Source organism: Serratia sp. TSA_130.1 (assembly GCF_052691795.1).
Genome location: NZ_JBQZFS010000001.1, coordinates 1,014,055 through 1,039,374, shown reverse-complemented (window position 1 = coordinate 1,039,374; position 25,320 = coordinate 1,014,055). Strand labels below are relative to the sequence as shown.

The 25,320-nt window shown below is 60.4% G+C and carries 29 protein-coding genes; 22 read left to right on the top strand and 7 right to left on the bottom strand.

Annotation, left to right across the window (positions count from 1 at the left end):
* Position 1: 1 nt before the first annotated feature.
* Together ACUTQY_RS04805 and ACUTQY_RS04800 are read right to left on the bottom strand one after the other, a co-directional pair.
* A complete protein-coding gene (locus tag ACUTQY_RS04805; RefSeq protein WP_033643891.1) occupies positions 2–433 on the bottom strand; it encodes a tripartite tricarboxylate transporter TctB family protein in 432 nt (143 codons plus the stop codon).
* A gap of 15 nt (positions 434–448) precedes the next feature.
* Positions 449–1,429: a Bug family tripartite tricarboxylate transporter substrate binding protein gene (locus ACUTQY_RS04800; protein ID WP_101453200.1), complete on the bottom strand. Its 981-nt coding sequence runs from the start codon at positions 1,427–1,429 to the stop codon at positions 449–451.
* Positions 1,430–1,703: 274 nt separating this feature from the next.
* On the opposite strand from ACUTQY_RS04800, the gene ACUTQY_RS04795 reads away from it, so the two are divergent.
* The 3 genes from ACUTQY_RS04795 to ACUTQY_RS04785 all read left to right on the top strand — a co-directional run bounded on the left by ACUTQY_RS04795 (position 1,704) and on the right by ACUTQY_RS04785 (position 4,280).
* The gene (locus ACUTQY_RS04795) at positions 1,704–2,033 is read left to right on the top strand and encodes a hypothetical protein (RefSeq protein WP_046687556.1); all 330 of its coding nucleotides are present in this window, start codon (positions 1,704–1,706) and stop codon (positions 2,031–2,033) included.
* A 167-nt stretch (positions 2,034–2,200) separates the two neighbouring features.
* A complete protein-coding gene (tctD, locus tag ACUTQY_RS04790; RefSeq protein ID WP_033643888.1) occupies positions 2,201–2,875 on the top strand; it encodes a transcriptional regulator TctD in 675 nt (224 codons plus the stop codon).
* Entirely contained in the window at positions 2,862–4,280 is a 1,419-nt protein-coding gene (locus tag ACUTQY_RS04785; RefSeq protein ID WP_033651954.1) for a sensor histidine kinase, read from the top strand. Before tctD ends, ACUTQY_RS04785 begins: the two co-directional genes overlap by 14 nt.
* Here ACUTQY_RS04785 and ACUTQY_RS04780 read toward each other — a convergent pair.
* Entirely contained in the window at positions 4,277–5,197 is a 921-nt protein-coding gene (locus tag ACUTQY_RS04780; RefSeq protein ID WP_046687555.1) for a DMT family transporter, read from the bottom strand. The genes ACUTQY_RS04785 and ACUTQY_RS04780 overlap by 4 nt on opposite strands.
* A 117-nt stretch (positions 5,198–5,314) precedes the next feature.
* On the opposite strand from ACUTQY_RS04780, the gene ACUTQY_RS04775 reads away from it, so the two are divergent.
* The 15 genes from ACUTQY_RS04775 (at position 5,315) to hisP (ending at position 19,635) form a co-directional block, all read left to right on the top strand.
* The gene (locus ACUTQY_RS04775) at positions 5,315–6,088 is read left to right on the top strand and encodes an AraC family transcriptional regulator (protein WP_033643885.1); all 774 of its coding nucleotides are present in this window, start codon (positions 5,315–5,317) and stop codon (positions 6,086–6,088) included.
* 53 nt (positions 6,089–6,141) lie between these two features.
* Positions 6,142–7,263: a 4-phosphoerythronate dehydrogenase PdxB gene (pdxB, locus tag ACUTQY_RS04770; RefSeq protein WP_033651952.1), complete on the top strand. Its 1,122-nt coding sequence runs from the start codon at positions 6,142–6,144 to the stop codon at positions 7,261–7,263.
* Positions 7,264–7,373: 110 nt separating this feature from the next.
* Positions 7,374–8,384 carry an aspartate-semialdehyde dehydrogenase gene (locus ACUTQY_RS04765; protein ID WP_033643883.1) on the top strand — a complete coding sequence of 337 codons (1,011 nt, stop codon included), beginning with the start codon at positions 7,374–7,376 and terminating at the stop codon, positions 8,382–8,384.
* Positions 8,384–9,205, top strand: a complete 822-nt coding sequence (truA, locus tag ACUTQY_RS04760) for a tRNA pseudouridine(38-40) synthase TruA (RefSeq protein ID WP_046687554.1) — start codon at positions 8,384–8,386, stop codon at positions 9,203–9,205. Before ACUTQY_RS04765 ends, truA begins: the two co-directional genes overlap by 1 nt.
* Positions 9,206–9,283: 78 nt before the next feature.
* Positions 9,284–9,946, top strand: coding sequence for a DedA family protein (locus tag ACUTQY_RS04755; protein WP_004936130.1), 663 nt, complete (start codon positions 9,284–9,286; stop codon positions 9,944–9,946).
* Positions 9,947–10,178: 232 nt separating this feature from the next.
* Positions 10,179–11,087 (top strand): acetyl-CoA carboxylase, carboxyltransferase subunit beta, encoded by a 909-nt coding sequence (gene accD / locus ACUTQY_RS04750; protein ID WP_033643880.1) that lies wholly within the window; start codon positions 10,179–10,181, stop codon positions 11,085–11,087.
* Between the two features lie 191 nt (positions 11,088–11,278).
* Positions 11,279–12,544: a bifunctional tetrahydrofolate synthase/dihydrofolate synthase gene (gene folC / locus ACUTQY_RS04745; RefSeq protein WP_033643879.1), complete on the top strand. Its 1,266-nt coding sequence runs from the start codon at positions 11,279–11,281 to the stop codon at positions 12,542–12,544.
* Entirely contained in the window at positions 12,545–13,297 is a 753-nt protein-coding gene (gene dedD, locus ACUTQY_RS04740; protein WP_033643878.1) for a cell division protein DedD, read from the top strand. It abuts the gene before it with no gap.
* A gap of 234 nt (positions 13,298–13,531) precedes the next feature.
* Positions 13,532–14,032, top strand: a complete 501-nt coding sequence (gene cvpA, locus ACUTQY_RS04735) for a colicin V production protein (RefSeq protein ID WP_004936119.1) — start codon at positions 13,532–13,534, stop codon at positions 14,030–14,032.
* Between the two features lie 21 nt (positions 14,033–14,053).
* Positions 14,054–15,571: an amidophosphoribosyltransferase gene (gene purF, locus ACUTQY_RS04730; protein WP_033632500.1), complete on the top strand. Its 1,518-nt coding sequence runs from the start codon at positions 14,054–14,056 to the stop codon at positions 15,569–15,571.
* A gap of 139 nt (positions 15,572–15,710) precedes the next feature.
* A complete protein-coding gene (locus ACUTQY_RS04725; protein ID WP_046687553.1) occupies positions 15,711–16,283 on the top strand; it encodes a UbiX family flavin prenyltransferase in 573 nt (190 codons plus the stop codon).
* A 304-nt stretch (positions 16,284–16,587) separates the two neighbouring features.
* Positions 16,588–17,370 (top strand): histidine ABC transporter substrate-binding protein HisJ, encoded by a 783-nt coding sequence (gene hisJ, locus ACUTQY_RS04720; protein WP_033643876.1) that lies wholly within the window; start codon positions 16,588–16,590, stop codon positions 17,368–17,370.
* Between the two features lie 82 nt (positions 17,371–17,452).
* Positions 17,453–18,139 (top strand): histidine ABC transporter permease HisQ, encoded by a 687-nt coding sequence (locus ACUTQY_RS04715; protein WP_033635345.1) that lies wholly within the window; start codon positions 17,453–17,455, stop codon positions 18,137–18,139.
* On the top strand, positions 18,136–18,840 hold the full coding sequence (locus ACUTQY_RS04710) for an ABC transporter permease (RefSeq protein ID WP_033643875.1): 705 nt from the start codon (positions 18,136–18,138) through the stop codon (positions 18,838–18,840). The genes ACUTQY_RS04715 and ACUTQY_RS04710 overlap by 4 nt, the downstream gene beginning before the upstream one ends.
* A 21-nt stretch (positions 18,841–18,861) precedes the next feature.
* Complete coding sequence (gene hisP, locus ACUTQY_RS04705; protein ID WP_004936098.1) at positions 18,862–19,635, top strand: histidine ABC transporter ATP-binding protein HisP; 774 nt, start codon at positions 18,862–18,864, stop codon at positions 19,633–19,635.
* 7 nt (positions 19,636–19,642) lie between these two features.
* Here hisP and ACUTQY_RS04700 read toward each other — a convergent pair whose 3' ends face one another.
* The 3 genes from ACUTQY_RS04700 to yfcG all read right to left on the bottom strand — a co-directional run bounded on the left by ACUTQY_RS04700 (position 19,643) and on the right by yfcG (position 21,684).
* Positions 19,643–20,557, bottom strand: coding sequence for a TIGR01777 family oxidoreductase (locus ACUTQY_RS04700; RefSeq protein ID WP_046687552.1), 915 nt, complete (start codon positions 20,555–20,557; stop codon positions 19,643–19,645).
* Between the two features lie 16 nt (positions 20,558–20,573).
* Positions 20,574–20,945, bottom strand: coding sequence for a dihydroneopterin triphosphate 2'-epimerase (folX, locus tag ACUTQY_RS04695; RefSeq protein ID WP_025303682.1), 372 nt, complete (start codon positions 20,943–20,945; stop codon positions 20,574–20,576).
* Between the two features lie 109 nt (positions 20,946–21,054).
* Positions 21,055–21,684 (bottom strand): GSH-dependent disulfide bond oxidoreductase, encoded by a 630-nt coding sequence (gene yfcG / locus ACUTQY_RS04690; RefSeq protein WP_016926886.1) that lies wholly within the window; start codon positions 21,682–21,684, stop codon positions 21,055–21,057.
* Positions 21,685–21,917: 233 nt separating this feature from the next.
* On the opposite strand from yfcG, the gene yfcE reads away from it, so the two are divergent.
* Both yfcE and yfcD read left to right on the top strand, forming a co-directional pair.
* A complete protein-coding gene (gene yfcE, locus ACUTQY_RS04685; protein ID WP_033643871.1) occupies positions 21,918–22,469 on the top strand; it encodes a phosphodiesterase in 552 nt (183 codons plus the stop codon).
* Positions 22,470–22,569: 100 nt separating this feature from the next.
* Positions 22,570–23,115, top strand: a complete 546-nt coding sequence (yfcD, locus tag ACUTQY_RS04680; protein ID WP_004936086.1) for an NUDIX hydrolase YfcD — start codon at positions 22,570–22,572, stop codon at positions 23,113–23,115.
* Positions 23,116–23,168: 53 nt separating this feature from the next.
* Here the strand turns inward: yfcD and ACUTQY_RS04675 are convergent, their stop codons facing one another.
* Complete coding sequence (locus tag ACUTQY_RS04675; protein WP_033651947.1) at positions 23,169–24,188, bottom strand: LacI family DNA-binding transcriptional regulator; 1,020 nt, start codon at positions 24,186–24,188, stop codon at positions 23,169–23,171.
* 310 nt (positions 24,189–24,498) lie between these two features.
* Here ACUTQY_RS04675 and ACUTQY_RS04670 point away from each other — a divergent pair, with 310 nt between their 5' ends.
* A complete protein-coding gene (locus tag ACUTQY_RS04670) occupies positions 24,499–24,942 on the top strand; it encodes a PTS sugar transporter subunit IIA (protein ID WP_033643869.1) in 444 nt (147 codons plus the stop codon).
* A gap of 92 nt (positions 24,943–25,034) precedes the next feature.
* The gene (locus ACUTQY_RS04665) at positions 25,035–25,316 is read left to right on the top strand and encodes a PTS sugar transporter subunit IIB (RefSeq protein ID WP_025303676.1); all 282 of its coding nucleotides are present in this window, start codon (positions 25,035–25,037) and stop codon (positions 25,314–25,316) included.
* Positions 25,317–25,320: the final 4 nt, after the last annotated feature.

The window sequence follows — 25,320 nt, the reverse complement described above, 5'->3', positions numbered from 1 at the left end:
GTTAGCTCAGCCAGGCGCCGAGCGGCAGTGTGACATCGAGAAGTTGGTCAAAGGCGTAGTACAACGCTGCGCCCATGATGACGCCGGAGATGGCCGCTGCCGGCAGGCTGGCCTGAAACAGCAAGCCGATGCTGAACGTCAGCAGCGCGGTCGCCAGCGGAAAGCCAAGCCATTCAAACCCCCAGGCATACAGCACCAGGGTGATCACCAGCACCAGCAGCCGCTGCATCACCTTGTGGTGCGGCCATTCCACCGCCTGCGGGCGGCGCAGCAACAGCAGCGCCGCGCACAGCGCCATCAGGCTGAGGATCGCCAGCGGGAACGGGCGCGGCCCCAGCGGTTCATAGCTGTATTCGCTCTGGATGCCCCAGCCGATGAACAGCCCGCCGATACACAGCAGCAGCCAAAAGCCGGCAAAAATACGATCGCTCATGGTTTTCCCCTGCGGTTATTTGGCCAGGCCGAACACTTTCGCCTGCTCACGGTATTGGGCAACCTGATTCTTCACGTAGGCGTCCAGCTCTTTGCCGGTCAGGTTGAATTCGAACAGGCCGCGCAGATCGCGCTGCTGCTTGAATTCGTCGGTCGCCATCATTTTCTGGAAGGTGTCGATCCACCACTGATACTCTTCATCGCTGACTTTCGGCCCGACGTAGAAGCCGCGAATGATCGGCCACACCAGGCTGTATCCTTGCTCTTTGGCGGTGGGAATATCGGCCAACTGGCCCGGCAGACGTTGCTCGGCATACACCGCCAGCACGCGGATCTTGTCGCCCTGCAGGTAAGGCACCATTTCGCTCAGATCGCCGGATACCGCCTGGATGTGGCTGCCCAGCAGCGCGGTGACCGGTTCCCCGCCGCCCTCGAACGCCACGTAGCGCATCTTGCGCGGATCCACGCCGACTTCGCGCGCCAGCAGCGCGGTTTTCATCCAGTCCTGGCTGCCGATCGAGGCGCCGGCGCCGAACACCACGCTGTTGGGATCTTTTTGGAAAGCGTCCATCAAGTCTTTCAAGGTTTTGTAAGGCGAGTCGGCGCGCACCGCGATCATGCCGTAGTCGGTACCGACCGCCGCCAGCCATTTCACGTCGTCCACGTTGTAGCGGCCGAACTTGCCCTGAGCCAGGTTGAGCAGCGAACCGCCGGAGAAGGCCACCACGGTGCCGAACTCCGCCGGGCGTTGCGCGACGATGGCGTTGTAGGCCACCGCGCCGACGCCGCCGGGCATATAGGTGACGCGCATCGGTTTATCAATGGCCTTGGTGTCCTGCAGCGATACCTGAATCAGTTTGCAGGTCAGATCGAAGCCGCCGCCGGGTTTGGCCGGCGCAATGCATTCGGTGCGTTTGGGCGCTTCCACGGCAAAGGCCTGAGAGACCGCCAGCAACAGGGCGGCGGCGGTAAAGGTGCGGGTCATTATTTTTTTCATTGTGACTTACCCTCGGTATTGTCTGATGGTGAATCCCGCCGAATGCGGTTGCGGAATTGTTAAAACAACAACCTTTCATTTACCTTTCAGTGGCCGGAAAAGTTTCCAGTCTGTGATTAGGGTCTCTTGTCGCGAGCGAACGGCGGGTGCGCTAACATAGAATGGGCGCAGAGAACAGCGCGCAAAACCGGCCAAAACCCTGCGTAATGTCAGGATTGCCGATAGTCGTTCGCGTTAAAATCATCTGTAATAAAATGAATAGAGATGCAGTGATATGTTTTCGTTAGGGAAATTGTTTGGCGGCAGGGACAGCGCCAAGGTATGTGCGATTAAACGGTTGCCAGAGGTCTACGCCGAGATGGCGGGAGAAGCCGGGCAGTGTCGTTTGAAGCGCTTGCGCCCTGAGATTGGCGTATTTGAGTTGCATTTCGTCAACGCCGACGGTGAAAAGTATGCTTGCCAGATGACCGCCTGCGTGACCGGCATCGATCTGGTGTTTGCCGCCAACAACCGCTCCGTGCTGGTTTCTTCGCCGTTTACCGCCGACAAGCTGCGTCCGGTGTTGGATCTTGCTCTCGCCGATAGCCCCATCACGCTGATCTGAGGCGTCACACGAGCGCGCCCCAGTACGCATAATTGTGTGCCAGCTCCCAAAACTGGCGGCGCGGCGCTCTTTTATCCCCTTATTTTCCATGCCATTCTCTGTTATCGACCTGTTAACAGACGCCGCATCGATGTCTGGTTGTTCAGGTAAATCAATGGAATGGGAACATGCGACTGTTATTGGTTGAAGATCACCCCGAGCTGTCTCACTGGTTGCAAAAGGCGCTGACCGGCGCCGGATTTGCCGTCGACGTCGCGCCGGACGGCGTGGCCGCCGACCACCTGTTGCTTAATGAACGCTATGCGCTGGCGGTGCTGGATGTGGCGTTGCCGCGTCTGAACGGTCTCGATTTGCTGGCGCGCTTGCGCAAGCGCGGGCAGGATCTGCCGGTGCTGTTGCTGACGGCGCGCACCGACGTGACCGACCGGGTGAAAGGCCTGAATCTGGGGGCGGACGACTACCTGACCAAACCGTTCGAACTGGACGAGCTGGAGGCGCGCATTCGGGCGTTGCTGCGCCGCAGTGTCGGCGCCGCGCAGCCGGCGTTGCAATACGGCGCGTTGACCTATCATGACGAAGGTTATTTCCTGCTGGAGAGCAAACCGCTGGCGCTGACGCCGCGCGAGCTGGCGGTGCTGACCGCGCTGATGCACCGGCGCGGCCGCCCGGTGGCCAAGCAGCAGCTGTTTGAGCAGGTGTTTACGCTGTCTGACGAGGCCAATCCAGAGAGCATCGAGCTTTACGTACACCGTTTGCGGAAAAAGCTGCAGGGCAGCGACGTGGCGATCGTCACGCTGCGCGGTCTGGGCTACAGCCTGGAACTGTGCAATGCGGTGGTTTAACGCGCCGCGTTCGCTGTTTTATCAACTGCTGCTGTTTTTTGGCCTGCCGCTGCTGGCGCTGGGCGGCATCTCTATCTACACCCACTACTTCAGCGCCATGAGCGCCGCCACCCTGGCCTACGACCGCACGCTGCTGGCGTCGGCGCGCACCGTGGCGGAGCGGCTGGTGGTGCGCGAAGGCAAGCTGGCGGTCGATGTGCCTTATGTGGTGCTCGACAGCTTCGAGCGCAACATGAACGATCAGCTCTATTACGAGGTGATCTCGCCGCAGGGGAAAAGCATCTCGGGCTATGACGACTTGCCGTCGTTGCCGCCCCACATTCCACGCTCCACCCTCTATCCGGCATTGGTGCATTTCTACGATGCGGAATACCTCGGCCGGCCGATCCGTGTGGCGGCGCTGTTTCAACCGGTCAACGAGTCGGGCGTGAGCGGCATGGCGACCATTCTGGTGGCGGAAACCCTGGAATCGCGTCGTTACCTGGCGCGGCAGATGATGATCGCGGCGCTGTTGAGCCAGGGCACGGTGGTGGTGTTGACCCTGATCCTGGCGTTCGCGCTGCTCAAGCGGGTGTTGAAGCCGATGCGTAAACTCTCCGGCATCATGCTGCGGCGCGATCCGGGCGAACTGACGCCTTTGCCGCGGGTTCTTCCCTGGTCGGAGATGCAGCCGCTGCTGGTGGCCTTTAATCGTTACATCGAACGGCTGCGGCTGATGGTGGCGCGTCAGGAACGCTTCAGCGCCGACGCCTCTCACCAGCTGCGCACCCCGCTGGCGGTGCTGAAGACCCAGGTCGGGGTGGCGCTGGCCAGCGATCGGCCGCAGCAGTGGCGCGAAAGTCTGCAGGCGATGAGCGCGACGCTGGATAACACCGTGGCGCTCACCGACCGTCTGCTGCACCTCTCGCGCCTGAAAGCCAGCGAGCACAGCGCCGATCGGAAGCTGCAGCCGGTCAATTTGGCGCAGGTGCTGCGCGACGCCTGTTTCTCTCGCTTGCCGCAGGCGCGCAGCAAACAGATCGATCTCGGTTTCGAGGGTGAAGCGGCATGTCAGGTCGCGGGGGAGCCGCTGCTGTTGGCCGAGCTGTGTGCCAATCTGCTGGACAACGCGCTGAAATACACGCCGCGTCAGGGCGTGGTGACCGCCCGCCTTACGCGGGACAAGGCTACGGGGGAAGGGGTGCTGGAGATAGAAGACAGCGGCCCGGGCATCGCCTTGCAGGACAAGGCGTTGGCGCTGCAGCCGTTTCATCGTTTGGACAACGTGGGCGATCAGCCGGGCGCCGGTTTGGGATTGGCGTTGGTGAAGGACATCACCGCGTATCACGGCACCCGCCCGGAGCTGTTGAGCTCCGCCGCGCTGGGCGGCCTGTTGGTGCGGGTGCGTTTCAGGTTGCTGGCTTAGGCCTGTTCTTTGCAGGAATCTGCGCCTGCCGCCGGGGCTTTGGCTTTACGCGTCAGCGGCGTGCGCAGCCGCTGCGACAGGATCACGCCCAGCAGGGTGATGCCGCCGCCGATCAGGTGGTAACCGTGCAATTGTTCATGCAGGAACAGTACCGCGATAGCGGCGGTAAACACCGGCGCCAGGTTCATGAAGATCGAGGTGGTGTTGGCGCCCAGGCGCAGGACGCCCTGGATCCACAGGTACGGCGCGATGATCGAGGCCGGAATGCCGGCGAACAGCACCAGCGGCAGGTTATGGCCGTTCAAGCCGACATCCTTCGCCATCAGGAAATTCGGCAGCAGCAACAGCACGCCGAACAGGATCTGCACGTAGAGCGATTGCCAGTTCGGCAGCGCGATGGCCCAGCGTTTGGTCAACACGCCATACAGCGCGTAAGAGGCGGTGGCGAGCAGCATCATCAATTCCCCTTTGCCGATACCGTGCTGCAACAGCGCGCCGGGCTGACCGCCGCTGACCAGCCAGATCAAACCGCAGAAGGAGAGAATGCTGCCGAGCAGCACGCCGACGGTCGGCGCAATGCGCAGCAGTACGATGCTGATCAGGATGGTCAGCAGTGGGATCAGCGACACGATGATGCCCATAAACAGCGCGCTGACGCTGTGCGCCGCGTAATAGGCCAGGCTTTGATACAGCACCATGCCGAGCAAGCCGAGGATCATCAGCTTCCACCAGTTGGCGCGCACCTGCGCCCAGTTGCGAAGCACGCCCGGCAGCACAAACGGCGTCAGGGCGATCAGCGCCAGCAGCCAGCGGTAGAGCGAGATGGCTGCCGGATCGATGGCGGTGGCGGAGAGTTTGCTGACGACGGCGTTAATCGACCAAATCAGCACGGCCAGCAGGGGGAAAAGCATATTCATGACAATTATTCTCAATAGCGTCCAACATGCTGGCTAGTCTACGCGTGTCCGGTTTATCATATATAACGATATTCAGACAAAAATCGGCGTAAATAAGACAAATCACGAGACGAAACCATGCCAGAAATCCGCCATTTCCCCGAGTCGCTGATCCCGGCGCCAAACCCGGTGCAGTTTCGTTGCGAGGAGTTCAACGTCCGCACCGAATTCCAGCCGCACAGCCATACCTGGGGCCAATTGATGTGGGTCAAAGCCGGGGTGATGGTGCTGCGCATCGGCGGGCAGCGCTTTCTGGCGCCGCCGGAGTACGTGCTGTGGACGCCGGCGGGCATCGAACACTCCTGTTACAACCAGCGGCTGGCGCAGTGCCGCATGGTGGACATCGCGCCGGCGCTGTGCGCCGGCATGCCGGCCGATCCTTGCCTGGTCAATGTGACGCCGATCTTTCGCGCCATCGCCGAGGATTTCTATGCGCGTAAACAGTACATTCCGCAGGCGGAGGCGGATTTGCGCCTCTGCCAGGTGCTGATCGACCAACTGCATCTGTCGCCGCGCCAGCAAACCTATCTGCCGTCGTCGGACGACAAGTTTTTGGCGCCGGTGCTGGAAGCGCTGGAACATTGCCCGGCGGACAACACTTCGCTGGCGACGTGGGCGAAGCGGGTATACACCACCGAGCGCACGCTGTCTCGCCGCTGCCAGCAGGATTTGGGCATGCCGTTCAGCGAATGGCGCCAGCGCCTGCGGTTCCTGCACGCCGTGTCGCTGCTCGAACAGGGCAAAACCGTGCAGGACGTGGCGCTGGAGGTCGGTTACAGCTCCGCGTCGGCCTTTATCGTCATGTTCCAGCAGATCGCCGGCACCACCCCTGAGCGCTTTCGCCGTGCCTGATTCAGTGGCACACTATTTCGCAGACAAATAGCCGTAAACCGTCGGAGAACGCAGTGAAAATTCTGGTTGATGAAAATATGCCGTATGCGGCCGAGCTGTTCAGCCGCCTGGGCGACGTGCGGGCGGTGCCGGGGCGTCCGATCCCGCTTGAGGCGCTGGCGGATGCCGACGCGCTGATGGTGCGTTCGGTCACCAAGGTCAATGAAGCCTTGTTGGCCGGCAGCCGCATCGGCTTTGTCGGCACCGCTACCGCCGGCACCGATCACGTCGATGACGCCTGGCTGCAACGGCAGGGCATCGGGTTTTCCGCCGCGCCGGGCTGCAACGCCATCGCGGTGGTCGAGTATGTGTTCTCCGCATTGATGCTGCTGGCCGAGCGCGATGGCTTCCAATTGCGGGATAAAACCGTCGGCATCGTCGGCGTGGGCAACGTCGGTTCGCGTCTGGACGCGCGCCTCAAAGCGCTGGGCGTGCGCACGCTACTGTGCGATCCACCGCGCGCCGATCGCGGCGACGCCGGGGAATTCTGGCCACTGGAGAAATTGGTGGCCGAGGCCGACGTGCTGACCTTCCATACGCCGCTGAATAAATCCGGCCCGTATCATTCATTGCACCTGGCGGACGCCGAGCTGCTGGCGGCGTTGCCGGACAATCGCATTCTGATCAACGCCTGTCGTGGGCCGGTGGTGGATAACGCCGCGTTGCTGCAGGCGCTGGAAAAAGGCAAAAAGCTGAGCACGGTGCTGGACGTGTGGGAACCGGAGCCGGATCTCGCCTTGCCGCTGTTGGCGCGGGTGGATATCGGCACCGCGCACATCGCCGGGTATACGCTGGAAGGCAAGGCGCGCGGCACCACCCAGGTGTTCGAAGCGTTCAGCCGCCATCTGGGGCAGCCGCAACAGGTGGCGCTGGCCTCGCTGCTGCCGGTGCCGGAGTTCAGCCAGATCCGTCTCAACGGCCCGCTGGATGAAGCGCGGTTAAAACGATTGATGCACTTGGTGTATGATGTGCGCCGCGATGATGCGCCGCTGCGCAAAGTCGCCGGGCAACCGGGCGAGTTCGATCGCCTGCGCAAGCACTACCAGGAACGCCGCGAGTGGTCTTCGCTGGCCGTGCAATGCGATGACAGCGCCAGCGCCGAGCTGCTCGGCAAGTTGGGCTTCAGCATCGCGTAGCGCGTAAGGTTGTCTTAAGCCAACGCCGCTACAGTGAGCGGCAAAGATTATCGGGCGGTGACTGCACTGCCCGTCTGCTTTTATGAATGAAATACTCTGGAGAAAACCCAATGTCTGACGGCTGGAATATCGCGCTGCTCGGCGCCACTGGCGCGGTAGGTGAAGCGTTGCTGGAATTGTTGCAGGAACGCCAGTTCCCGGTGGGTGAGCTCTATCCTCTGGCAAGCGAACGCAGTGCGGGCGCCAATGTGCGCTTCAACGGCAAGTCTCTTCTGGTGCAAAACGCCGAAGAGTTCGATTGGTCGCAGGCGCAGCTGGCCTTCTTCGTCGCCGGCAGCGACGCTTCAGCGCGCTATGCCGAAGAGGCCGGCAACATGGGCTGTCTGGTGATCGACACTAGCGGCCTGTTCGCCATGGAACCGGATGTGCCGCTGGTGGTGCCTGGCGTTAACCCGCAGGTGCTGGCGGATTACCGCAACCGCAACATCGTCGCGGTGGCCGACAGCATGGTCAGCCAACTGCTGACGGCGATCAAACCGCTGACCGAACAGGCGGGGCTGTCGCGCCTGCACGTCACGACGCTGATGTCGGTATCCTCGCGCGGCAAGGCGGCGGTGGACGATCTGGCCGGCCAGAGCGCGCGGCTGTTGAACGGCATCCCGGCCGAAGAAGGCGTTTTCACTAAACAGCTGGCGTTTAATATGCTGCCGCTTGTCGCCGACGAGCAGGGCAGCGTGCGCGAAGAACGCCTGATCGTCGATCAGGTGCGCAAGGTGCTGCAGGACGAAGGGTTGCCGATTTCGGTGAGCTGCATCCAGTCGCCGGTGTTTTATGGCCACGCCCAGGTCGTGCATCTGGAAGCGCTGCGTCCGCTGTCCGCCGAAGAGGCGCGCAGCGAGCTTGAAGAGGTCGAAGACGTTCAACTGAGTGAAGAGGATGATTACCCGACTCAGGTCACCGAAGCTTCCGGCAGCGATGCGCTCAGTATCGGGTGTCTGCGCAACGATTACGGCATCCCCGAGCTGTTGCAGTTCTGGACGGTGGCGGACAACGTCCGCTTCGGCGGCGCGTTGATGGCGATCGAAACCGCCGAGCGTCTGGTGCAGGAGCAGATGTACTGATGTCTGAGGTGGTCTCGCCCGCTCAGCCGACGCTGAAGGTAGCGCTGGGCATCGAATATGACGGCAGCCATTACTACGGCTGGCAGCGGCAGCAAGAAGTGGCCAGCGTGCAGGAACGGCTGGAGCAGGCGTTGAGCAAGGTGGCGGATGCGCCGATCAACGTGCTGTGCGCCGGGCGCACCGACGCCGGGGTGCACGCCACCGGGCAGGTGGTGCACTTTGAAACCACCGCGCGCCGCAAGGACGCCGCCTGGACGATGGGCGTCAACACCCATTTGCCGCCGGACATCGCGGTGCGCTGGGTGAGCCCCGTCGCCGATGATTTTCACGCGCGTTTCAGCGCCACCGCGCGCCGTTACCGCTATATTATTTTCAACCATCGCTACCGGCCGGCGGTGTTGCAACAGGGGGTGACGCATTTTTATCACCCGCTGGACGCGGACCGCATGCATCGGGCGGCGCAGGCATTGCTGGGCGAGAACGACTTTACCTCGTTTCGCGCGGTGCAATGCCAGTCGCGCACCCCGTGGCGCTGCGTAAAACACGTTAAGGTTACGCGCTACGGCGAATATATTGTGGTAGATATCAAGGCGAATGCCTTCGTGCATCACATGGTTCGCAACATCGTCGGCAGCCTGATGGAGATCGGCTGCGGCAATCAGGATGAGAACTGGATGGCCGAGCTGCTGGCGCTGAAGGATCGCAATCTGGCGGCGGCGACGGCGCGAGCCGAGGGGCTGTATCTGGTTTCCGTGGACTATCCCGACCACTTTGGCATCCCGCGGCCGCCGATGGGGCCGCTGTTTTTACCCGACGATTAAACGCCGGCACGCCTGAAAGCGTCGCTCCCTTGTGCTTCTGCCGGGTGATTGAAACGCCCGGTATCAATGAGAGAATTTATGGACATCATCAAGTTTATTATTGATTTCATTCTGCATATTGATGTGCACCTGGCCGAACTGGTCGCACAATACGGCATGTGGGTCTACGCTATTCTGTTCCTGATCCTGTTTTGCGAGACCGGTTTGGTGGTGACGCCGTTCCTGCCGGGGGATTCTTTGCTGTTCGTCGCCGGCGCGCTGGCGGCTTTGCCGACCAACGATCTGAACGTGCACACCATGGTGGCGTTGATGGCCGTGGCGGCGATCATCGGCGATGCGGTGAACTACACTATCGGGCGGTTGTTCGGCGAGAAGCTGTTCAGCAACCCGAATTCGAAAATCTTCCGCCGCAGCTACCTGGATAAAACGCATCAGTTTTATGAGAAGCACGGCGGGAAAACGATTATTCTGGCGCGATTCGTGCCGATCGTGCGTACTTTTGCGCCGTTCGTCGCCGGCATGGGGCATATGTCCTATCGCCACTTCGCCGCCTACAACGTGATTGGCGCACTGGTTTGGGTGCTGCTCTTCACTTATGCTGGCTACCTGTTCGGCGATCTGCCGGTGGTGCAGGAGAACCTGAAACTGCTGATCGTCGGGATCATCATCGTTTCGATTCTGCCGGGCGTGATTGAAATTTGGCGCCACAAGCGCGCCGCCGCCCGCCAGCAAAAACAATAAAAACATCGCTCAACCTGTCGGTTCGACCAGTTTTTTGTCCACAGCGTCGGGCCGATATGGTTTAATGAGCGACATTATGGTCTGTTCCTGCGAACAACCCTGAAGCCGATGCCTCGGTCGCGCGCTTGCCGCGCGGCGAACGGGCATTTTTTCATTGGGGGTGTTTTCAGGGGGATTGTTAAAGCATGAACAGCGGACTGGCGTGTGCCAGGTTCAAACAGAAAGGTCATCGATGAGCTGGATTGAACGAATTCTTAACAAGAGCAATATCACACAAACCCGTAAGGCGAGCATTCCTGAAGGGGTCTGGACCAAATGCGACAGCTGCGGCCAGGTTCTCTACCGCGCCGAGCTGGAGCGTAATCTGGAAGTGTGTCCGAAGTGCGACCACCATATGCGTATGAGCGCGCGCGCGCGTCTGCATACCCTGCTGGATGAAGGCAGCGAAGTGGAGCTGGGCAGCGATCTGGAGCCGAAAGACGTTCTGAAATTCAAGGATTCCAAGCGCTATAAAGATCGTCTGGTCGCCGCACAGAAAGCGACCGGCGAGAAAGATGCGCTGGTGGTGATGAAGGGCACGCTGTACGGCATGCCGATCGTCGCGGCGTCCTTTGAATTCGCCTTCATCGGCGGTTCGATGTCTTCCGTGGTTGGCGCGCGTTTCGTGCGTGCGGTTGAGCAGGCGCTGGAGGACAACTGTCCGCTGGTGTGCTTCTCCGCCAGCGGCGGCGCGCGCATGCAGGAGGCGCTGATGTCGCTGATGCAGATGGCGAAAACCAGCGCGGCGTTGGCCAAAATGCAGGAGCGCGGCTTGCCGTACATCTCCGTGCTGACCGACCCGACCATGGGCGGCGTCTCCGCCAGCCTGGCGATGCTGGGCGACATCAACATCGCCGAGCCGAAAGCGCTGATCGGCTTTGCCGGCCCGCGCGTGATCGAGCAGACCGTGCGCGAGAAACTGCCGCCGGGCTTCCAGCGCAGCGAGTTCCTGATCGAAAAAGGCGCGATCGATATGATCGTTCGCCGCCCGGAAATGCGCCAAACGCTGGCGAGCATTCTGTCCAAGCTGACCAACCAGCCGCAGCCGCATTTCGATGAGGCCGCGCCGGTCATTGAGCCGGAGCAGCAGGCCGACGCCTGAGGCAAAGACGGATCCCGCCCGGGTTCAGCCGCCACTTTGTGGCTAAGTGACGGCTGATGCCCGTTCCCTGCCGGCCGCGGCCTATGACGTTGCGGTTTGCAGGTGGGCGGCAGTGACGAAGCGCATCGCCTTTACCGCGGTGAGGGTGGTGCCCTGATGGATTAATGAACCCAAGTTCAGTGATGGGACTCATGCAAAACCACCAAATTCCCCAAGCCACGTCGCCATTGAGCTCGTGGCTTTACTATCTGGAACGTCTGCACAGCCAGGCGATCGAACTCGGCCTCGAGCGCGTACAGCGCGTCGCGGCGCATCTGGACTTACTGACCCCCGCTCCCACGGTGTTCACCGTTGCCGGCACTAACGGCAAAGGCACGACCTGTCGCACCCTTGAAGCTATTCTGCTGGCCGCCGGCCTGCGCGTCGGCGTTTACAGCTCACCGCATCTGGTGCGCTACACCGAACGTGTGCGCATTCAGGGGGAAGAGCTGAGCGAAGCGGAGCACAGCCGCTCGTTTGCCGCCATTGAAGCCGGCCGCGGCGAAACGTCGCTGACCTATTTCGAATTCGGCACCCTGTCGGCGCTGCAGCTGTTCAAACAGGCGCGGCTGGACGTGGTGATCCTGGAAGTCGGCCTGGGCGGACGTCTCGACGCCACCAACATCGTCGATCCGAGCGTGGCGGTGATCACCAGCATCGCGCTCGATCACACCGACTGGCTGGGCAACGATCGCGAAAGCATCGGCCGTGAAAAGGCCGGCATTTTCCGCAGCGGCAAGCCGGCGGTAGTGGGCGAACCCGACATGCCGGACAGCATTCGCCAGGTCGCCGAAACGCTGGGCGCGCCGCTGTATCGCCGCGGTGAAGCCTGGAGTTTCAGCGAGCAGGGCGATCGCTGGCAGTGGCAGGGCGGCGACACGCTGCTGACCGATCTGCCGACGCCGAACGTGCCGCTGGCCAACGCCGCTACCGCGCTGGCGGCGCTGAACTGTTCCCCGCTGGAAATCGACGAGCGCGCGATCTTCACCGGGCTGCAGCAGGCGACGCTGCCGGGGCGTTTCCAGATCGTGCGGCGGGAGCCGATGCTGATCCTCGATGTGGCGCACAACCCGCACGCCGCCGGCTATCTCGCCGGGCGTCTGGCCAAGCTGCCGCGCGACGGCGGCAAGGTGCGCGCGGTAGTGGGCATGCTGTCGGACAAGGACATCGCCGGTACGCTGGCCTGCCTGAGCGAGCAGGTGGATGAATGGTACTGCGCACCGCTCGACGGCCCGCGCGGCGCCAGCGTCGAACTGCTGGCGCAACATCTGGCGGAACCGCGACGCTTTAATGATGTCGAAACTGCCTGGCGGCAGGCTATGCAGGATGCTGATAAACAGGATATTGTGATCGTCTGTGGATCGTTCCACACCGTTGCGCAGGTGATGGCGGCGTCAGACGAGATGCGGGGAGTGTGAGTGGCGAGTAAATTTCAGAACCGACTGGTCGGAACCGTGATTCTGGTGGCGCTGGGGGTGATCATCCTGCCAGGGTTGCTGGACGGCAAAAAGAAGCATTACGAGGATGAATTCGCGGCCATTCCTTTGGTGCCGAAGGCGGGCGACGTCGAAGAGAACGACGTGTTGCCGCCGGTGACGCAGCCGTTGCCGGCGCAGCCGCCGGAAGGGGCGGGGGCGCTGGTCGAGCAGCAGGCGGCCAACGAAGCGGCGGCGCAACAGGCGGTGCGACAGAATGCTCAGCAACCGACGCAGGTGGCGCCGCCGCCGGTCGAGACGCGTCCTCAGCCGGTGCAGCAGCAGCCTAAGCCGAAACCGGTGGAAACCAAACCGGTAGAGGTGAAACCGAAACCGGCGCCGCAGCCGAAGCCGGTGGAAGTGAAACCGACGCCAAAGCCGGAGCCGAAACCTGAACCGACGCCGAAGCCTGAGCCGGCACCGCAGCCGAAACCGGCGGAAGAAAAAGCGCCGGCCGGGCAAGCCTATGTCGTGCAGCTCGGGGCGTTGAAGAATGCCGCCAAGGCGAACGAGATTGTCGCTTCGCTGCGTCTTTCGGGCTATCGCGCCTTCACCGTGCCGTCAACGCCGGTGCAAGGGCAGATCACCCGCATTTACGTCGGCCCGGATGCTTCCAAGCAGAAGCTGCAGGCGGCATTGCCGTCGCTGAACTCGATCAGCGGGCTGAGCGGGCAGGTGAAGCCGTACGGTCGTTAAACCCCGCAGGGGCGCAGCAGGATGCGCCCCTGAATTAAGGAGTGGTGGAGAGATCGCTAGAGAAACCGCGCCTTTTACAGGCGAAATCACCTATGTAGGCGCGGCGATTGGGAATTTTTTAATCGCCGCTTTTTATTTGTAACGTGGTAGGAAATCCCCTACGCAAACGTTTTCTTTTTCTGTTAGAATTCGCCGCGAATTGGATGCAGGGGCGATTCATCATTGGAATAGTTCATGGTCTGGATTGATTACGTCATTATAGCGGTGATTGGATTTTCGGCTCTGGTGAGCCTGATCCGAGGGTTTGTTCGCGAAGCATTGTCACTTGTGACATGGGGATGTGCGTTTTTTGTTGCCAGCCATTTCTACTCTTACCTTGCGGTCTATTTCACTCGTTTTGAAGATGAACTGGTGCGAAACGGCATCGCGATCGCGATTTTGTTCATCGCGACCCTGATCGTAGGGGCTATTGTTAACTATGTGATTAGCTCACTGGTAGAGAAAACCGGGCTGTCGGGCACCGACAGGGTGCTGGGCATCTGCTTCGGCGCATTGCGCGGCGTGTTGATCGTTGCGGCGATCCTGTTCTTCCTGGATACCTTTACCGGCTTTTCACAAAGTGCCGACTGGAAACAGTCGCAGCTGATTCCCCAGTTCAGTTACGTCATCAGGTGGTTCTTTGACTACCTGCAGAGCACGTCGAGTTTCTTGCCGACCCAATTGCCGGGGCGGTAGCGCTGATGAGGAAAAGACAACATGTGCGGTATTGTCGGTATCGCCGGTTTTATGCCGGTAAACCAGTCGATTTATGATGCGCTGACGGTGCTTCAGCACCGTGGCCAGGATGCCGCAGGCATCGTCACCATTGACGCCCACAACGGGTTCCGTTTGCGTAAAGCCAACGGCCTGGTGAAGGATGTATTTGAGGCGCGCCATATGCAACGCTTGCAGGGCAACATGGGCATTGGCCATGTGCGTTACCCGACGGCCGGCAGCTCGAGCGCCTCTGAGGCCCAGCCTTTCTACGTCAACTCGCCGTTCGGCATTACGCTGGCCCACAACGGCAACCTGACCAATGCCCATGAGCTGCGCCAAAAGCTGTTCGAAAGCGGCCGCCGCCATGTCAACACCACCTCCGACTCGGAAATCCTGCTGAACGTGCTGGCCAGCGAGCTGGATCGCTTCCCGCATTATCCGCTGGAGGCCGACAACATCTTTACCGCGGTTGCCGCCATGCATCAGCAACTGCGTGGCGCTTACGCCTGCGTGGCGATGATTATCGGCCACGGCCTGCTGGCGTTCCGCGACCCGTACGGCATTCGTCCGCTGGTGATCGGCAAACGCACGCTGGAAGATGGCCGCAGCGAGTATATGGTGGCTTCCGAGAGCGTGGCGCTGGATACCCTGGGCTTTGAATTCCTGCGCGACGTGGCGCCGGGCGAAGCGGTGTACATCACCACCAAAGGCCAGCTGTTCACCCGCCAGTGCGCAGAGAATCCGAAAACCAATCCGTGCCTGTTCGAATACGTCTATTTCGCGCGCCCGGACTCCTTTATGGACAAGATCTCGGTCTACAGCGCCCGCGTACGCATGGGCCAGAAGCTGGGCGAGAAGATTGCCCGCGAATGGGAAGATCTGGACATCGACGTGGTGATCCCGATTCCGGAAACCTCCTGCGACATCGCGTTGGAGATCGCGCGCATTCTCGACAAACCCTACCGCCAGGGCTTTGTGAAGAACCGCTACGTCGGCCGCACCTTCATCATGCCGGGCCAGCAGGCGCGTCGTCAGTCGGTGCGCCGCAAGCTGAACGCCAACCGCGCCGAGTTCCGCGACAAGAACGTGCTGCTGGTGGATGATTCCATCGTGCGCGGCACGACCTCAGAGCAGATCGTCGAGATGGCGCGCGAAGCGGGCGCCAAGCGCGTGTACCTGGCTTCCGCCGCGCCGGAAGTGCGTTTCCCTAACGTCTACGGCATCGACATGCCGAGCGCCAACGAACTGATCGCCCACGGGCGCGAAGTGGATGAAATCCGCCAAATCATCGGCGCCGATGGGCTGATCTTCCAGGACCTCGACGATCTGATCGAAGCGGTGCGTGAAGAAAACCCGGACATCACCCAGTTCGAATGCTCGGTATTCAACGGCATCTACGTGACCAAAGACGTCGATCAAAGCTATCTGGAATACCTGGAGTCGCTGCGCAACGACGACGCCAAGGCGCTGCGGGGACAAACCGAAGCGGAAAATCTGGAACTGCATAACGAAGGCTAACCGCCTGCGTTGATCCATCAGGGGGCATCGCCGCGTCTGCGGCGGTGCGCCTTGCTCCTGTGAACTTGCTTATCCCTCGCCATTGCGGCAAAGTCTGCCTGATCTTATTTTTTACTTTTTACGGCAGAGGCCATTCTTCATGAAACGACTCATCATCGGCATTTCCGGCGCCAGCGGCGCGATCTACGGCGTGCGCCTGTTGCAGGTCTTGCGCGACGTCGCAGAGGTGGAAACCCATCTGGTGATGAGCAACGCTGCAAGGCAGACGCTGGCGCTGGAAACGCCGTACAGTCTGCGTGAAGTGCAGGCGCTGGCCGATGTGGTTCACGATGCGCGCGATATCGCCGCCGCCATCTCTTCCGGTTCCTTCAAAACCCTGGGCATGGCGATTTTGCCTTGTTCAGTCAAAACGCTGTCCGCCATCGTCAACAGCTACAGCGACGGGCTGCTGACCCGCGCCGCCGACGTGGTGCTGAAAGAACGCCGCCGCCTGGTATTGTGCGTGCGTGAAACGCCGTTGCACCTTGGGCACCTGCGGCTGATGACGCAGGCGGTGGAAATGGGCGCGGTGATCATGCCCCCGGTGCCGGCGTTTTATCACCAGCCGAAAAGCGTGGAAGACATCATCGATCAGACCGTCAATCGGGTGATCGATCAGTTTGATATCGAATTGCCGGCCGATCTGTTCACCCGTTGGCAGGGTGCTGATTAACATTTTCATCCCCAAATTGGTACATTTGTGCAACACCGCACTGAATTAGGGCTGCGCATGCACCATAATGATCCCACTTCATCACGTTCACTGTTTCATGGCGCCGTCCTGTCGCGGCTGCCAGTGGCGCGGCCCCGAGCGGCCGATTTAATTTTGCGGTTATCGTCCCAGGAAACAGTATTGTGAAGGCCGGAGCCGTTCCCTCCGCCCGTAGCACCTAATGTGGCACGATTACTGCAAATTGATTTGGTGGGGAAAAGTAATGCCCGTAGTGGCATCAAAAAAATCAATTTGAGGGTAATTTATGAAAAAGCTGGTTAAGGTTCTTCCTTTAGTCTTGGCTTTGGCGGCCGCAAACAGCGCATTCGCCGCTATCCCATCGACATTGAAGATTGGCACCGATCCGACTTATGCGCCGTTTGAATCCAAAAACGCCAAAGGCGAGCTGGTCGGCTTCGATATCGATTTGGCCAAAGAGCTGTGCAAACGCATAAATACCCAATGCACCTTCGTGGAGAGCGACTTTGACGCGCTGATCCCATCCCTCAAGGCGAAAAAGATCGACGCTATCATCTCTTCGCTGTCCATCACCGAAAAACGCCAGCAGGAAATCGCCTTTACCGACAAGCTGTATGCCGCCAACGCCCGCCTGATCGCGCCGAAGGGGTCTAAGCTGTTGCCTACCGTGGATGCGTTGAAAGGCAAGAGCGTGGGCGTGCTGCAGGGCACGACCCAGGAAGCCTACGCCAACGCCATGTGGCAGCCGAAGGGCGTCACCGTGGTGCCTTATCAGAACCAGGATCTGGTCTACGCCGATCTGGCCTCCGGGCGTATCGACGCCGCCTTCCAGGATGAAGTGGCGGGCAGCGATGGCTTCCTGAAACAGCCGCCGGGCAAAGACTATGCGTTCGCCGGCGAATCGGTGAAGGATGACAAATTCTTTGGCGTCGGCACCGGCATGGGGCTGCGCAAAACCGATACCGAGCTGAAAGCGGCGCTGGACAAAGCCTTCGCCGAGATGCGCAAAGACGGCACCTACGATAAATACGCGAAAAAGTACTTCGACTTCGACGTCTACGGCGGCTAATCCGCTAACCGTTCCATGCTGTGACTGCGGGGCCGGTGCGCCGGCTCCGATGGTTCGGATCCTAGACGACAGGGTGAAGTAGATGCTGCAAGGCTATTCCCAACTGATTTTCGAGGGGGCTCTGGTGACGCTGGAGTTGGCCCTCAGTTCCGTATTGTTGGCGGTGGTGATCGGGTTGATCGGCGCCGGCGGCAAACTCTCCCACAACCCCCTTATTTCCGGCCTGTTCGGCGCTTACACCACGCTGATCCGCGGCGTGCCCGATCTGGTGCTGATGCTGCTGATTTTTTATGGCCTGCAAATCGCCTTGAACAACATCACCACGCTGCTCGGTTTCTCGCAGATCGATATTGACCCGCTCGGCGCCGGCATCATTACCCTCGGCTTTATTTACGGCGCGTACTTTACCGAAACCTTCCGCGGCGCCTACTTGGCGGTGCCGAAAGGGCAGATTGAGGCGGCGACGGCCTACGGCTTCAGCGGCGCGCAGATCTTTCGGCGCATTTTGTTCCCGGCGATGATGCGCTTCGCCTTGCCGGGCATCGGCAACAACTGGCAGGTGATCCTGAAGGCAACGGCGCTGGTGTCTATCCTTGGCCTGAACGACGTGGTGAAAGCCACGCAGTTGGCGGGGAAAGGCACCTATCAGCCGTTCTTCTTCGCCATCGTAGCCGGCGTGGTTTACCTGATTTTCACTACCGTTTCCAACGGCGTGCTGTTGTGGCTTGAACGGCGTTACTCACTGGGCGTCAAGAGGGCCGAGCTATGATCGAGATTTTGCAACAGTATTGGCAGTCGCTGCTGTGGAGCGATGGCTACCGTTTCACCGGCGTGGCGGTCACGCTGTGGCTGCTGATCGCCTCCGTGGTGATGGGCGGGTTGCTGGCGATCCCGATGGCGGTGGCGCGCGTCTCTTCCCTGCGCTGGGTGCGTTTCCCGGTGTGGCTCTACACCTACGTGTTTCGCGGCACGCCGCTGTACGTGCAGTTGCTGGTGTTCTACTCCGGCATGTACAGCCTGGAAATCGTGCGCGGCAGCGAGTTTCTCAACGCGTTTTTCCGCAGCGGGCTCAACTGCACCATCCTGGCGCTGACGCTCAACACCTGCGCGTATACCACCGAGATCTTCGCCGGGGCGATCCGCTCGGTGCCGCACGGTGAAATCGAGGCCGCCAACGCCTACGGTTTCTCGCGCTTCAAGATGTATCGCTGCATCATTTTGCCTTCGGCGCTGCGCACCGCGCTGCCGGCCTACAGCAACGAAGTGATCCTGATGCTGCACTCCACCGCGCTGGCGTTTACCGCCACCGTGCCGGATCTGCTGAAGATTGCGCGCGACATCAATGCCGCGACCTATCAGCCGTTTTACGCTTTCGGCATTGCGGCGGTGTTGTACCTGATCATCTCCTACGTGTTAATCAGCCTGTTCCGCAAAGCTGAAAAACGCTGGATGGCACACGTTAGTCACTGATAAATGACGGGAAGAAAAACCATGTCTGAGAATAAATTAGCCGTCACGGAACTGCACAAACGCTATGGCGATCACGAGGTGCTGAAGGGCGTCTCGCTGGCGGCCAACGCCGGGGATGTGATCAGCATCATCGGCTCCTCCGGCTCCGGCAAAAGTACCTTTCTGCGCTGCATCAACTTCCTCGAGAAGCCGAGCGAAGGCTCGATCAGCCTGAACAACGAAGATATTCGCATGGTGCGCGACAAGGACGGCCAGCTGAAGGTATTCGACAAGAAGCAGCTGCAGCTGCTGCGTACCCGCCTGACCATGGTGTTCCAGCATTTTAACCTGTGGAGCCATATGACGGTGCTGGAGAACGTGATGGAGGCGCCGGTGCAGGTGCTGGGGCTGAGCAAGGCCGACGCGCACGAGCGCGCGGTGCGCTACCTGGATAAAGTGGGCATCGACGAGCGGGCGCGCGGCAAGTACCCGGTGCACCTGTCGGGCGGCCAGCAGCAGCGCGTCTCCATTGCCCGCGCATTGGCGATGGAGCCGGAAGTGCTACTGTTTGACGAACCGACGTCGGCGCTGGATCCCGAGTTGGTGGGCGAGGTGCTGCGCATCATGCAGAAGCTGGCGGAGGAGGGAAAAACCATGGTGGTGGTGACGCACGAAATGGAATTTGCGCGCCACGTTTCGAACCACGTGATCTTCCTGCACAAAGGGTTGATCGAAGAGCAGGGCCCGCCGGCCGAGCTGTTCGGCAATCCCAAAAGCCCGCGCCTGCAGCAGTTCCTGTCCGGCGCGTTGAAGTAACCTCAGATCAGCGGGCTTCGGCCCGCTGATTGACAACGTCATCCAATGCCTGTTCCAGCTCCAGATAACGGAAGTGGAAACCGGCCTCTTCCAGGCGCTTCGGCACCGCCCGCTGGCCGCCGAGCACCAGCACCGCCGCTTCCCCCATCAACAGCCGCATGACGAACGCCGGCACCCGCAGAAACGCCGGGCGATCGAGCACGTTGGCCAATTGGGCGGCGAATTGCTCGTTGTGCACCGGGTAGGGAGCGACCATGTTGAACGGGCCGCTCAGGGTGGCGTGATCCAGCAGATAAATAATGCCGTTGACCATGTCTTCGAGGTGGATCCACGGCAGGTATTGGCGACCGTCGCCGATCGGGCCGCCGAGCCCGAAGCGGAACGGCGGCAGCATTTTGGCCAGCGCGCCGCCCTGTGGCGCCAGCACCACGCCGGTGCGCAGCAGGCAGACGCGGGTGGCGTCGCTTTGCGCCTGCAGCGCCAGCGCTTCCCAGCGTTGACACAGCTGGTGGGTGAATTCGTCGTGCGGCGGCTCCTCTTCGGTCACCACCGCCTGCCCCTGATCGCCGTAGTAGCCGACGGCGGAACCGGAAATCAGCACGCCGGGGGGCGTGCTGCCGGCCTTGATCAGCTTCGCCAAGCGTTCGGTCAGATCCCAGCGGCTGCGGCACAGCCGCTCTTTCTGCTGCACGCTCCAGCGCTTGTCGGCGATAGGTTCGCCGGCCAGGTTGATCACCGCGTCAAATTCATCCAGCGATTGCCGGTCGTCCAGCGTTCGCCAATAGCTCGGCCGGTCGCCCAGCCGGGCTCGGGCTCGCCGTTCGTCTCGGGTCAGCACCGTAATGTGGTGAGAAAGCGCCAGCAGTCTTGCCGTCAGGCTGCTGCCTATCAATCCCGTTGCGCCGGTGATCAGGATCCGCATGGTCGACCTCCCTGAATTAGTCCCGGCGGTAGCTCATGGTCATGGAAACCGAGTCGGCGTAGCGCAGGGCCAGAAGTTTATCTATCTCCACTTCAGCATAGGTCACCCAGGCGTGTTCTTTTACGATATCGAGCACATCCTGCGTTAATTTTTCCAGCAACGCGAAACGGTTATCTTCCACATGGCGGATGATCGCTTTGGTGATGGTGCGGTAGTTGAGCGCATCGGCGATATCTTCGCTGTTGCGCGCCTTGTCCGCCGGGTAGTGGATCACCACGTTGATCAGGACGTCCTGTCGGTTGTTGATTTCCTCTTCCTTGATACCGATGAACGTGCGCAGCCGCAGATTTTTAATGCGAATAACGGCGTCGGGTTGACTGAAAGACATCAGAGATTCTCCATAGGTCTGATTATTAGCGTTCAGAATACACGGAAAGTAGGGAAATGATAACGCAGGGACAATGTGACTCCCCGGCCGACGGGGAGTCGGGGGGAACTTAGGCTTGTTCGGCCAGTTTGTAGGCGCGCTCGGTCGCCGGGCGATTGCTGATGCGCTCGAACCAGTTGCGCACCGCCGGGTAATCCGCCAGATCGATGCGCTGGCGCGGATGCGACACGACCCACGGGTAGGTGGCGATATCGGCGATGCTGTAGTTATCGCCGCCCAGGTACGGGTGTTTTTGCAGTTCAGCTTCCAGCACGCCGTACAGCCGCTTGGTCTCCAGATGGTAACGCTCGATGGCGTAAGGCACCGGCTGCGGCGCGTAGTGGTTAAAGTGGTGATTCTGCCCGAGCATCGGCCCGAATCCGGCCACTTGCCAGAACAGCCACTGCAGGGTAGCGGCGCGTTCGCGCAGGCCCTTGCTCAGCAGCTTGCCGGTCTTCTCCGCCAGATACAGCAGGATTTCCCCGGATTCGAACAGGCTGATCGGCGCGCCGCCGTCCACCGGTTGCTGATCGACGATCGCCGGGATTTTGTTGTTGGGAGAAATGCTCAGAAAGTCCGGCTTGAACTGCTCGCCGGCGCTGATGTTTACGCGATGGATACGGTAGGGTAAGCCGACCTCTTCCAAAAACAAGGTGATCTTGTGACCATTGGGAGTAGGCGCGTAATACAGGTCAATCATGTTGCCTCCTGCGGTAAGGTGATCTGTAATTCATTACACGTTGCTGCGGTCTTCGCCGCGCACAAAGGTATATCAGAGATCCAACAATAGCAGCTAAGGATAGCAGGCTATGTGGGATTCGTCCGATGCTATCTGCGCAGTTGGATCACAATTCTCCACCGGGGCGGGCGGCGGTTTGCCGCACGGCGCCGGCGCGGTAAAATGGCGCTTATTTCCCTCTATAGGACAAGGTTATGAAGCTGATGTTCGCCTCGGATATCCACGGTTCGCTGCCGGCTACCGAACGCGTGCTGGAATTGTTCGCACAACACGGCGCCGACTGGTTGATTCTTCTGGGTGATTTGCTGAATCACGGCCCGCGCAACGCGCTGCCCGCCGGGTATCAGCCCGCTCAGGTTGCCGAACGATTGAATCGCTATAGCGACAAGATCATCGCCGTTCGCGGCAATTGCGACAGCGAGGTCGATCAGATGCTGCTGACGTTTCCCATCGAGGCGCCCTGGCAACAGGTTTTACTGCAAAAAAGACGATTGTTTTTGACCCACGGTCACCTTTATCATCCCTCGGCACTGCCGCCGTTATCCTGCGGTGACGTCTTGGCCTATGGCCATACGCATCTGCCGCAGGCGGAGCGGCAGGGTGAGATCTATTGCTTCAATCCGGGCTCGGTCAGCATCCCGAAAGGGGGCTTTCCCGCCAGCTACGGCATGTTGGAAAGCGGCACTTTGCGCGTGCTGACGCTCGACGACGGCAAGGTCGTCGCGGAGGTGGCGTTAACACGCTAAACGCACTAATTTATACACACACAATAAAAATCTTTGAAAAACACTCATTGATTAACCAGCGCGCGGGATTGCATCGCGCCAAAATAGAAGGTTTTAGAGGATGGCGGAACAGGGTCAGGCTGCAGATACCGAGTGGGTTGATATCGTCGACGAGCAAAACGAGGTGATTGCTCAATCCAGTCGTCAACAGATGCGGGCGGAGCGGCTGCGTCATCGTGCTACCTATATTGTGGTGCATGATGGGATGGGAAAAATTCTGGTGCAGCGTCGCACCGAGATCAAGGACTTCTACCCGGGCTGGCTGGACGCGACGGCGGGCGGCGTAGTGCAAAGCGGTGAAAACGTGCTGGATTCGGCGCGCCGCGAGGCGGAAGAGGAGCTGGGCATCGCCGGCGTGCCTTTCGCCGAGCACGGTCTGTTCTACTTCGAGGAAGAGCAGTGCCGGGTGTGGGGGGCGCTGTTCAGCTGCGTATCGCACGGGCCGTTCGCGCTGCAGGAAGAAGAAGTGGCCGAGGTGTGCTGGCTGACGCCGGAAGAGATCACCGCCCGCTGCGACGAGTTTACCCCGGATTCGCTGAAGGCGCTGTCGCTGTGGCTGACGCGCAACAATGAACAGGATTACGGCAAGCCGCTCGACAATCACTGAGCCGCCTGCGCATGGAAAAGCCGGTCATCGACCGGCTTTTTTTACGGGCGGATTCAGCAGCTGTCGCGGCGGCACAGCGTGGCGGGCAGGGAGCCTGGCGGCTGCCAGGGATGCTCGTTCAGCCGCGCCAGCAGCGCCTGGCCGGCCTGAATGCCGATATCGCGATGCGGAATGGTCATGGTGGTCAGCGGCGGCTGGCACACCCGGCTGAACTCGCTATTGCCGAAGCCCACCACCGCCAGATTATCCGGCACCTTGATGCGCCGCCGCTGGCATTCATACAGTACGCCGCCCGCCAGTTCGTCCGACGCGCACACCAGCGCGTCCAGCTCCGGCCAGGCCAGCAAGAATTCCGGCAGCTGCTGCGCGCCGGTGCTAAAGCTGGCGGGCTGCGCGGCGTTGATGACCCGATGCGGCGACATATGGTTGCGCAGCAGCGCCTTGTGCCAGCCCTGCAGGTGCTGCTGGAAAATCCACTGCTCCTGATTGGCGCACAGCAGCCCGATATTCTGGTAACCGCTGGCGATCACCGTTTGCGTCAGCTGATACATGGCCGCCACGTAATCGATGCCGATGCTCATGTCGATCGGATCGGCGCGTACGGCGCCGATCTCCACCACCGGAATGTTGGCGGCGATCAACGCGTTGCGGGCATTTTGCGAATGCTCGACGCTGAGCAGCACCGCCGCCGCCAGGTTGTAAGAGAGCAGCGTCTCCAGCAGTTTCTCCTCGCGTTCCAGGTGGTGCTGCGACTCCGCCAGCATGATGTGATAGCCGGCGGGCTGCAGCACTTTCTGCAGGCCGGCGAACATCTCGGCGCAGCCGGATTCGGACAGGCTGGGCACCACCATGGCGATGGTGTAGGACGAGGCCGAGGCCAGCGAGCTGGCGGCCAGGTTGGGCAGATAGCCCAGCTCGTTTACCGCCGCGTCTATCTTCTCGCGCAGTTTGTCCGAAACCTGTTCCGGCGTGCGCAGCGCGCGCGACACCGTCATGGTGCCGACGCCCGCCAGTTGCGCTACGTCAGCCAACGTCACCCTGCCTGTGCTGCGGCGTTTTTTACCGATCGACATGCCTAATCCCGACTGAAATGCGCGCGCGGCGCATAAAGATTGTGATGGTGGGAAGCCGACGGCGCGGCTTCGACGATCCCAGTATGCGGCACATTCTACCCCGTAACCCGGAAGAGCGAGAAAAAATTGTGGTTAACGCCGCGCCGCGGCATGGTGTTTTGATAGCGCTATCACAGTTCTGCATGATAGCGCTTTGGTAGCGCTATCTTTGTGATGCCAATCACTGTGCAGCCGAGAGGGGTTGATTAAAGTTTTACCGTCGTCGGTGAATTAATCACCGGCCGAAACCATCAACGCTTGGGAGGGTAACGTGCTGAAAGAATGGCTGACCGCCGATCATATACAGCTGTGCGAACGGGTGGAGGACTGGCGCCAGGCGGTAACGCTGAGCGCGCAACCGCTGCTGCAACGCGGCGTGATTACGCCGAATTACCTGACGGCCATCTTTCATCAGCAGGAGCAGCTTGGCCCCTACTTCGTCCTGGCGCCGGGCATCGCCATGCCGCACGCGCGGCCGGAGCAGGGCGCCAACGCGCTGGGGCTGTCGCTGTTGAAGATCCACCAGGGCGTGAATTTTCATTCTGCGGATAACGATCCGGTTCAGGTGGTGGTGATGCTTTCCGCACCCGACGGCAACAGTCATATTGAAATGATTTCGCAGTTGGCGGAATTATTTTCCGATAACACGGCGATGGAGGCGTTATTTCACGCCACAGATAAACGGCAAATTGAGGATATTATCGCCCGCTATTAACGTTTAATCACCAGGAACATTATTAATGCCCATAACGCCGGGAATATTCCCGGCGGCGCTACCCTACACGCTAAATTCAACAGGTGGATATCATGAAAATCATGGCGATTTGCGGTTCAGGCCTCGGCAGTAGCTTTATGGTGGAAATGAACATTAAAAAGGTGCTGAAAAAGATGGGGGTGGAGGCCGAGGTCGAACACTCCGATCTGTCGTCCGCCACTCCCGGCGCCGCCGACGTGTTCGTGATGGCGAAAGACATCGCCGACAGCGCCAGCGTACCGGCCGAGCAGCTGGTGGTGATCAGCAACATCATCGACATTAATGAGCTGGAAGCCAAGCTGCGCGCTTACTTCGAAGCTCACTCAATCATCTGAATAA

Bases quoted from the DNA above. Each gene is read 5' to 3' on its own strand.
- ACUTQY_RS04805 (WP_033643891.1), bottom strand. From the start codon at position 433: ATGAGCGATCGTATTTTTGCCGGCTTTTGGCTGCTGCTGTGTATCGGC.
- ACUTQY_RS04800 (WP_101453200.1), bottom strand. From the start codon at position 1,429: ATGAAAAAAATAATGACCCGCACCTTTACCGCCGCCGCCCTGTTGCTG.
- ACUTQY_RS04795 (WP_046687556.1), top strand. From the start codon at position 1,704: ATGTTTTCGTTAGGGAAATTGTTTGGCGGCAGGGACAGCGCCAAGGTA.
- tctD (WP_033643888.1), top strand. From the start codon at position 2,201: ATGCGACTGTTATTGGTTGAAGATCACCCCGAGCTGTCTCACTGGTTG.
- ACUTQY_RS04785 (WP_033651954.1), top strand. From the start codon at position 2,862: ATGCGGTGGTTTAACGCGCCGCGTTCGCTGTTTTATCAACTGCTGCTG.
- ACUTQY_RS04780 (WP_046687555.1), bottom strand. From the start codon at position 5,197: ATGAATATGCTTTTCCCCCTGCTGGCCGTGCTGATTTGGTCGATTAAC.
- ACUTQY_RS04775 (WP_033643885.1), top strand. From the start codon at position 5,315: ATGCCAGAAATCCGCCATTTCCCCGAGTCGCTGATCCCGGCGCCAAAC.
- ACUTQY_RS04765 (WP_033643883.1), top strand. From the start codon at position 7,374: ATGTCTGACGGCTGGAATATCGCGCTGCTCGGCGCCACTGGCGCGGTA.
- truA (WP_046687554.1), top strand. From the start codon at position 8,384: ATGTCTGAGGTGGTCTCGCCCGCTCAGCCGACGCTGAAGGTAGCGCTG.
- ACUTQY_RS04755 (WP_004936130.1), top strand. From the start codon at position 9,284: ATGGACATCATCAAGTTTATTATTGATTTCATTCTGCATATTGATGTG.
- accD (WP_033643880.1), top strand. From the start codon at position 10,179: ATGAGCTGGATTGAACGAATTCTTAACAAGAGCAATATCACACAAACC.
- folC (WP_033643879.1), top strand. From the start codon at position 11,279: ATGCAAAACCACCAAATTCCCCAAGCCACGTCGCCATTGAGCTCGTGG.
- cvpA (WP_004936119.1), top strand. From the start codon at position 13,532: ATGGTCTGGATTGATTACGTCATTATAGCGGTGATTGGATTTTCGGCT.
- purF (WP_033632500.1), top strand. From the start codon at position 14,054: ATGTGCGGTATTGTCGGTATCGCCGGTTTTATGCCGGTAAACCAGTCG.
- ACUTQY_RS04725 (WP_046687553.1), top strand. From the start codon at position 15,711: ATGAAACGACTCATCATCGGCATTTCCGGCGCCAGCGGCGCGATCTAC.
- hisJ (WP_033643876.1), top strand. From the start codon at position 16,588: ATGAAAAAGCTGGTTAAGGTTCTTCCTTTAGTCTTGGCTTTGGCGGCC.
- ACUTQY_RS04715 (WP_033635345.1), top strand. From the start codon at position 17,453: ATGCTGCAAGGCTATTCCCAACTGATTTTCGAGGGGGCTCTGGTGACG.
- ACUTQY_RS04710 (WP_033643875.1), top strand. From the start codon at position 18,136: ATGATCGAGATTTTGCAACAGTATTGGCAGTCGCTGCTGTGGAGCGAT.
- hisP (WP_004936098.1), top strand. From the start codon at position 18,862: ATGTCTGAGAATAAATTAGCCGTCACGGAACTGCACAAACGCTATGGC.
- ACUTQY_RS04700 (WP_046687552.1), bottom strand. From the start codon at position 20,557: ATGCGGATCCTGATCACCGGCGCAACGGGATTGATAGGCAGCAGCCTG.
- folX (WP_025303682.1), bottom strand. From the start codon at position 20,945: ATGTCTTTCAGTCAACCCGACGCCGTTATTCGCATTAAAAATCTGCGG.
- yfcG (WP_016926886.1), bottom strand. From the start codon at position 21,684: ATGATTGACCTGTATTACGCGCCTACTCCCAATGGTCACAAGATCACC.
- yfcE (WP_033643871.1), top strand. From the start codon at position 21,918: ATGAAGCTGATGTTCGCCTCGGATATCCACGGTTCGCTGCCGGCTACC.
- yfcD (WP_004936086.1), top strand. From the start codon at position 22,570: ATGGCGGAACAGGGTCAGGCTGCAGATACCGAGTGGGTTGATATCGTC.
- ACUTQY_RS04675 (WP_033651947.1), bottom strand. From the start codon at position 24,188: ATGTCGATCGGTAAAAAACGCCGCAGCACAGGCAGGGTGACGTTGGCT.
- ACUTQY_RS04665 (WP_025303676.1), top strand. From the start codon at position 25,035: ATGAAAATCATGGCGATTTGCGGTTCAGGCCTCGGCAGTAGCTTTATG.